The sequence below is a fragment of the Actinocrinis sp. genome, assembly GCF_035938995.1.
Taxonomy (GTDB): Bacteria; Actinomycetota; Actinomycetes; order Streptomycetales; family Catenulisporaceae; genus DASZGI01.
This window is the reverse complement of record NZ_DASZGI010000236.1, coordinates 1-7,085: the sequence shown is the minus strand read 5'-3', so window position 1 is coordinate 7,085 and position 7,085 is coordinate 1. Positions and strand designations below refer to the sequence as shown.

4 protein-coding genes are annotated in these 7,085 nt (G+C 69.2%); 2 read left to right on the top strand and 2 right to left on the bottom strand.

What is annotated here, in order from left to right; all coding sequences use genetic code 11:
- Positions 1-652: HAMP domain-containing sensor histidine kinase (locus VGZ32_RS16740; RefSeq protein WP_326886985.1), on the top strand; the 652-nt coding region annotated here is incomplete at its 5' end.
- A 72-nt stretch (positions 653-724) separates the two neighbouring features.
- On the opposite strand, the gene VGZ32_RS16735 is transcribed toward VGZ32_RS16740, so the two are convergent.
- On the bottom strand, positions 725-2,944 hold the full coding sequence (locus VGZ32_RS16735; protein WP_326886984.1) for an MMPL family transporter: 2,220 nt from the start codon (positions 2,942-2,944) through the stop codon (positions 725-727).
- A gap of 303 nt (positions 2,945-3,247) precedes the next feature.
- Between VGZ32_RS16735 and VGZ32_RS16730 the strand changes: the two genes are divergently transcribed.
- Positions 3,248-5,428 (top strand): MMPL family transporter, encoded by a 2,181-nt coding sequence (locus VGZ32_RS16730; RefSeq protein WP_326886983.1) that lies wholly within the window; start codon positions 3,248-3,250, stop codon positions 5,426-5,428.
- Between the two features lie 297 nt (positions 5,429-5,725).
- Here the strand turns inward: VGZ32_RS16730 and VGZ32_RS16725 are convergent, their stop codons facing one another.
- Positions 5,726-7,009, bottom strand: coding sequence for a glycosyltransferase (locus VGZ32_RS16725; RefSeq protein WP_326886982.1), 1,284 nt, complete (start codon positions 7,007-7,009; stop codon positions 5,726-5,728).
- Between the last annotated feature and the right edge of the window lie 76 nt (positions 7,010-7,085).

Below are 7,085 nucleotides of genomic sequence, written 5' to 3'. Positions count from 1 at the left end.
CGCCGTGCGCACCTCGCTGGAGGTCGGGCTCGCCCATCCCGACCAGGCGCCGTGGCCGGAACTGGCCGAACGCGCCGTGACCGAGACCACCCGGCTCCAACGCCTCGTCGACGCCCTCCTGCTCCAGGCCCGCGCCGACGCTGGAGCCCTCGTGCTCCAGCGCGAACCGGTCGACCTGGCCGCACTCGCCCGCAACGAGGCCGCCGCACCCGCCCGCATCCCGGTCGAACTGCGCGCCGAGGGCGCCGTCGTCGTGCTCGGAGATGCGGACCAACTCACCCGGCTGATCCGCAACCTGCTCGACAATGCCGACCGGCACGCTGCCACGCACGTGCGCCTCACCGTTGCGGCTCAGGATGGTGACAGCGCGCTGATCGAGGTGGCCGACGACGGCCCCGGAATCCCCGCCGAGGACCGCGAGCGCATCTTCGACCGCTTCGTCCGCCTGCAAACCTCCCGCGCCCGCCGACCCGGCTCGCCAGCCGGCACCGGCCTCGGCTTGTCCATCGCCCGCGACATCGTCGCCGCCCACGGCGGCACCGTCACCGTCACCGATTCCCGGCCCGAACCGCCGGAGGGGGCAGGGCGTGGAGCGACCTTCACCGTCCGGATTCCCCTGCACCAGCCGGGCCGCGGAGCACACCCGGCCTGATGCTCGGCGGAGTGAGAGGCGCTCCCGTGGGCCGGTTTTGTCAATGCCCTCATATTTGGTCGATCTCTCTGCTCAGGCTCCGCGGACGCTATCCGGCGCTGCGTGTTGACGAGCCGCGTGGCCCTGGGTGAACTGGTGCTCAAGCCGTTCACCCTCGATGTCGGGGTCGGGCACGTACTTGGCGAACCACTGTGCGTGGTACCAGATCTTCGAGCGCACGATCGCCATCACCGCCGGTACCAACGTCAGCCGCACCACGAAGGCGTCGAGGAAGACTCCGACGGCGAAGCTGAACCCGATCGCCTTGACGGTGGGGTCGTTGTTGATCATGAAGGCGACGAAGATGAAGAACATGATCAGCGCGGCGGCGGTCACGACGCGCGCGGAGAACCCGGTGCCGCGCTCCACCGCGCCGGTCGCGTCGCCGGTCTTGGTGAACTCCTCCTTGATCCGGGAGACGACGAAGACCTCGTAGTCGCTGGAGAGCCCGAAGATGATCGCCAGCATGATGATCGGCAGGAAGCTGATCGTCTCGCTCGGGGTGACGTTGAACAGGCTCCTGGCCCAGCCCCACTGGAAGACCGCGACCTGCGCGCCGAGCGCCGCGCTCACCGAGAGCAGGAAACCGATGATCGACTTGATGGGCACGAGGATCGTGCGGAACGCGAAGGTCAGCAGGAGAAACGCGAGGCCGACCACGACGATCAGGAAGACCGGCAGCGCGCTCGAGAGCTTGGCGGAGACATCGATGTTGGACGCGGTGGTGCCGCCGACGAGCACGTCAACCCCGGTGGACCCGGCGATCACGGTCCGGTCGTCGCGGATGCGGTTGACCAGGTCGGCGGTGGCCGTGTCGTTCGGACCTGTGGTGGGGATGACCCGGAAGACCGCGGTGGTGCCCTGTTGCACCGTCAGACTGGCGATATCGACGCCGGGCACGGCGGCGAGGCGCTTGTCGATCTGCTGGGCGGTCGCGGCGCTGTCCACACCGTCGGCCAGGACGAGCAGCGCGCCGTTGAAGCCGGGGCCGAAGCTCGCGGTGGTCAGATCATAGGCGCGGCGCGAGGTGTCCGAGGTCGGCTTGGAGGCGCCGCTGGGCAGGCCGAGGTGAATCTTCGTGGCCGGAAGGGCGAGCACCACGAGCAGCGCCACGCCGACGACAAGGAACGGCAGGCGCAGCCGGACGACGAGCCTGGCCCAGCGGGCGCCGAAGGTCCGGTGTGGTTGGTTCGCCGCGGTCTGGGCGACCTGCTCGTGGTGTCCGCGGCGCAGCGGCGTGCTGATGAACTTCGTGAGCTTCTCTCCGGCGAAACCGAGCATCGCCGGCAGCAGGGTCAGCGCGATCAACAGCGCGATCAGCACTGCGGCCGCCGCGCTGATGCCCATGACGGTGAGGAACGGGATGCCGACCACCGACAGGCCGCACAGCGCGATGATCACGGTCAGGGCGGCGAAGACCACCGAGCTGCCCGAGGTGCCGGCGGCGAGCGTCGCCGAGTCCTCCACGCTCAGGCCGGTCAGCAGGTTGTTGCGGTGCCGGGCGAGGATGAACACGCCGTAGTCGATGCCGCAGGACAGCCCGAGCATCAGGGCCACGGTCGTGGAGGCGGAGGCGATGTTCACCACGGAGGCCATCGCCGTCACGCTCATCAACGTGATCACCACGCCGATGATCGCGTTCAGGATCGGCAGCCCGGCTGTGACCAGGGCTCCGAAGGTGATCGCCAGGATGAGGAACGCGATGACGATGCCGATCAGCTCGGGCAGCTCCGAGGGGGTCAGCCGCCAGCCCGGGTAGACGCTGCCGGAGTACTCGACCTCGACGCCCGCCTGCTGCGCGGGGGCGACGGCGGCCTGTAGCGCGGCGAGGCTCGAGTCCTTCACGTCCGCCGCGGCGGAATCCCACTGCACCTGGCCCAGAGCCACCCGGTGGTCCGGGGAGACCGCGTTGGTCATATAGAGGTCGGCGACCGATACCACCTGCGGCACCGTCTTGAGCCTGGTCAGCGCGGCTTCCACACCGGCCTTGTCGGACGCGTCGCCGATGTTCCCGCCCGCCGGGGCCGCGAAGACCACCTGCGTCTGGCCGCCGGCGAGCGCCGGCACCTTCTGCTTGAGCAGGTCGGCCACGTGCTGGGACTCGGTACCCGGGATGGTGAAGTTGTCGTTGGTCTTCCCGCCGCTGGCGATGCCCAGCGTGATCGCGGCGACTACCGCGGCGAGCCAGAGCGCCAGCACAAGACGGCGGTGGCGGAACGCGGCGCGGGCGAGCTTGAACACGTATACCGACATTGCGGGACCTCGGCAGACACTCGCGGGCCCGATGACGGCCACCGGGCGCCTGCTCCGCTACCCACCCTCGCATCAAGGCATTGGCGCCGCATGCCGGGCTGCGTCGGATGCCACCAACGGCCCAGCGCGCGACCGGCGCACCACGGCCCGGCAACGCTCGCCGCGCCGGGTCCGCGAGCCCTTGCCGGGGCGCGTTCGCACAGGTCAGGCGGCGCGTAAGCGGATCGAAAGGTACGGCTTCGTAGCGTCGCGACCGTGGCCCGGCGCGTATCGAAGCGCCGGGAAGATCCAGGAGGTGGACCCGTGCATCGCTTCGCCGCTTCCCTGCTGCGGCACCGCGCGCTGACAGCCATGGTGTGGCTGGCCGTTGCCGTGATCGGGGTGTTGATCGCCCCGCAACTCTCCGGCCGATTGCAGTCGGGCACCACACTGCACTCGGCCGCGTACACCGCGAACCAGACGATGCAGACTCAGTACGGCGGGGTCGCCGCCAACCCGAGCGTGCTCGTGGTCGACCTGCCCGCAGCCACCCACGTGAGCGACCCGCAGACCACCGCGGCCCTTGAGGCCGCAGGCAACGTGGCACAGTCGGTGCCAGGCGTGCACGACATCTCCTACGCCACGACGCACGACGCCTCGCTGGTCGGCAAGAACGGGAACTCCACGCTCGTGCTCGTCTACCCGCCGACCGCCGGCAACCCGGTTGACCAGCAGGTCATGGACCACATGGCGGCCGTCATCACGCATGACCTGCCCGGCGCGCACGTGAGCCAGACCGGCTACGAGCAACTGTCCGCGGGCAACGCCTCCTCCGGTGGCTCCAGCGTGATCACCGAGATCCTCATCGGCGGCGCGCTCGCCCTGCTCGTGCTCGCCTGGGTCTTCGGCTCCGCACTCGCCTTCCTGCCGCTGCTCTCGGCCGTCGTCTCGGTCCTGACGATGCAGATCGCGATCTGGGGCCTGACATACGCCACGTCCATCCACATCAACCCCGCGGTCCAGTTCATCGTCGCGCTGCTCGGCCTCGGCCTGTCGATCGACTACTCGCTGCTGCTGGTCAACCGCTGGCGCGAGGAACGCGACGCGGGCGCGGACAACCGCAGCGCCGTGATCGCCTCGATGCGCAAGGCCGGGCACTCGGTCGCCTTCTCCGGCACCGTCGCCTCGCTCGGCCTGTTCGCCCTCATCGTCGTGCCGATCTCGTTCCTGCAAGGGGTGGGCCTCTCAGGCCTCTTCATCCCCTCGATCGCCGCGATCACCGCCCTGACCACCGTGCCGCTGCTGCTCGACACAGTCGGGCCCGCACTCGACCGGGTGCGGCTTCGCAGGCGCCGGATCGAGACCGAGGACGCGCCGAAGTTCTGGACGAAGGCCGCGCGCCGCATCGTCCGCCGACCCCGCATCGCGGCGGCACTCGGCAGCGCGATCCTGATCGCCCTGAGCGTCATCGGGCTCGGCATCAACATCAACAACCCGCCGGCGGGCAACCTCGCGAGCACCGGCCCCGCACACGACGGCCTGGTCGCGATGCAGAACGACGGCTTCCCCACCGGCGTCCTCACCCCCGTACCCGTGCTCGTCCCGCACGGCCAGGACCCGGCGTCCTTCGCGGCGAGCCTGCGCGGCCAACCCGACATCCACGGCGTGCTCACCCCCGCCGACCCGGCCTGGGCGCACGGCGGCAGCAGCGTCGTGACCGTGCTGCCGAACACCGAGATCGGCACCTCCGGCGCCGGTCCGGCCCTCGCCGAGGTCCACGCGCACGCCCCCGCCGGGGCGCTGGTCGGCGGCAGCCAGGTCCAGGCTGCGGACGTCGCCCACCAGATCGGCTCGTACTTCCCGATCCTGCTGGCCGTCGTCGCGCTGATCACGTTCGTGCTGCTCGCGCGCGGCATGCGCTCGCTGCTGCTGCCGGCCAAGGCCGTCCTGCTGAACGTCCTGTCGGTCGGCGCCGCCTACGGCGTGCTCGTGCTCATCTGGCAGCACGGCATCGGCTCCCAGTCCATATGGGGCGTTCCGGCGACCGGTTCGATCAGCGCGTACGTGCCGATGCTGCTGTTCGGCTTCCTGTTCGGCGTCTCGATGGACTACGAGGTCTTCATCCTCGCCCGGATGCGCGAGGCCTATGACCGCGACGGCGATACCAGGAAGGCCGTGATCGAGGGCATCGGGCGCACCGGACGGCTGGTCACCAGCGCCGCCCTGATCCTCGTGCTCGCGCTCACCTCGCTGTCGATGGCCCCCGATCCGACGGTGAAGATGATGGGCACCGGCATGGCCGCGGGCGTGCTGATCGACGCACTGGTGGTCCGCACCCTGCTCACTCCGGCGCTCGTGGTCCTGTTCGGCCGCGCCAACTGGTACCTGCCCCGATGGGCGGCGAAGGCGCTGTTCATCAAGCCCGACGCGCACCACGCCGCGCCCGACGCACCGGAACCCGCAGCTCACCACACCGAGCAGCTTGCAGGCTCCACACAGGCTTGAGCTACGCGACTGCGCTGATCAAGTCAGGGATCGAAGACGACGTGGCCCCGGCCCATGACCGCTGGCCGAGGGCCACGCCGTTGAGGGCGCATCGCGAGTGGGGCGTCCGATCAGGGTTTCTGGTCGGACGCCCCACTGGTGTCACAGCTGATTCTGTCTTGTCAGCCGGTGGCGACCGCGGCCTCTTCGGGGCGTGGGTCTCTTGGTCGGACACACATCCTCACGCAGAGGTCGCGCTCATGTTAGAGGGATGAGAAGAATGCGCAGCGCCCTCACCAGCGCGAACCGGCACCGAGGTTAAAGAACAGGGGGAAGCGCCAGCAACGGAGACGCGCGGTACCGGCTGACAGTCTCCTCATACAGGCTGGAGAGCTTCGCGGCCTGGGTTTGGGCGGTCAGCTTCTTGGCCCGCTCGCGTGCGGCCGCGCCCATCGCCGCGGCCTGGTGCGGCCGCCCCAAGAGGAAGACGATCTTGTCGCCGAGATCCTCGGCCGTGTTGAGCGCGAACAGGCCGCTGACGCCGTCCTCGACGATCTGGCTGATCTCTCGATCCACCATCACCGTGGGCGTCGCGGCCCACGCGGCCTCGTTGATCACCAGGGCCTGCGTGTCGCCCGCCGAGGGGAAGGCGAACACGTCGGCGATCGCGTAGAAGGCGCCCAGGTTCTCACGCTTCATCCGGCCGGTGAAGGTGATGCGGTCGGCGCACGGTCCCGCGGCGGCCTGGGCGCGGAACCGGCCGTCCTCATCGCCGGGGCCGATCAGCAGCAGCCGGGCTCTGCCGCAGCGCGGCGCCACTTGTGCAAACGCCTTGATCAGTAGGCCAATGTTCTTCTCGGTGCCGATCCGGCCTACATAGAGCACGACCTGCTCCTCCTCGGCGATCCCGAACTCCCGCCGGGCGGCCGCCATGTCGGCCTCGGTCGCCGGGATTTCGTCGACGCCGCTGGGCAGGGTGGCGATTCGGCTGACGGTGTTCCAACCACCCAGCTGCGCCTCCATCTTGGCCGACGGTGCGATCACCAGGTCGCAGTGGTTGTGCATGAGGGTCATGCCGTGCTGGACGATCTTCTGGTTCCACCGATCGATGCTGCGCTCCGGCTTCACGCAGGACAGGGAGGTGCGGTATGCGCCCGCACCGCCGCCGGTCACGAACGGCGCCAGGATCGAGAGCGCGACTGTGCCCGGCAGCACGCTCCGATAGTGCTTCACGTACTCGTAGAGGTCGGTGTGGTACGTCGTGACGAGCGGGATGTCGTGACGCCGCGCGTAGTAGGCCCCGAAAATGCCGAGCTGGCCCGGGGTGTGGAAGTGGACGAGGTCGAGGTCGAGCTTCTCGATGCTGCGCCGGGTTCGCGGCGGGTAGAAGACGCTGAACCGGTAGTCGTCGAAGAAGAGGCCCTTCACGGCCGGAAAGCGGGTGATGCGCGGGGACGCCTCGTGGAAGCGCGGCCCCGGCTTGGGGGCGAAGATGTAGACCTCGTGGCCCAGGGCCTCGAGCTCGAGGCGGGCTCCCTCCATGGAGTACGCGATTCCATCGGTGAATGGTAAGTAGCGGTCGCTGAAGAAACCGATGCGCACCCGTGGATCCTTATCTCCGATAAACAGCCGTAGACGGACTTGCGGTCTGGCAACCTACTACGGCGATGTGAAACAC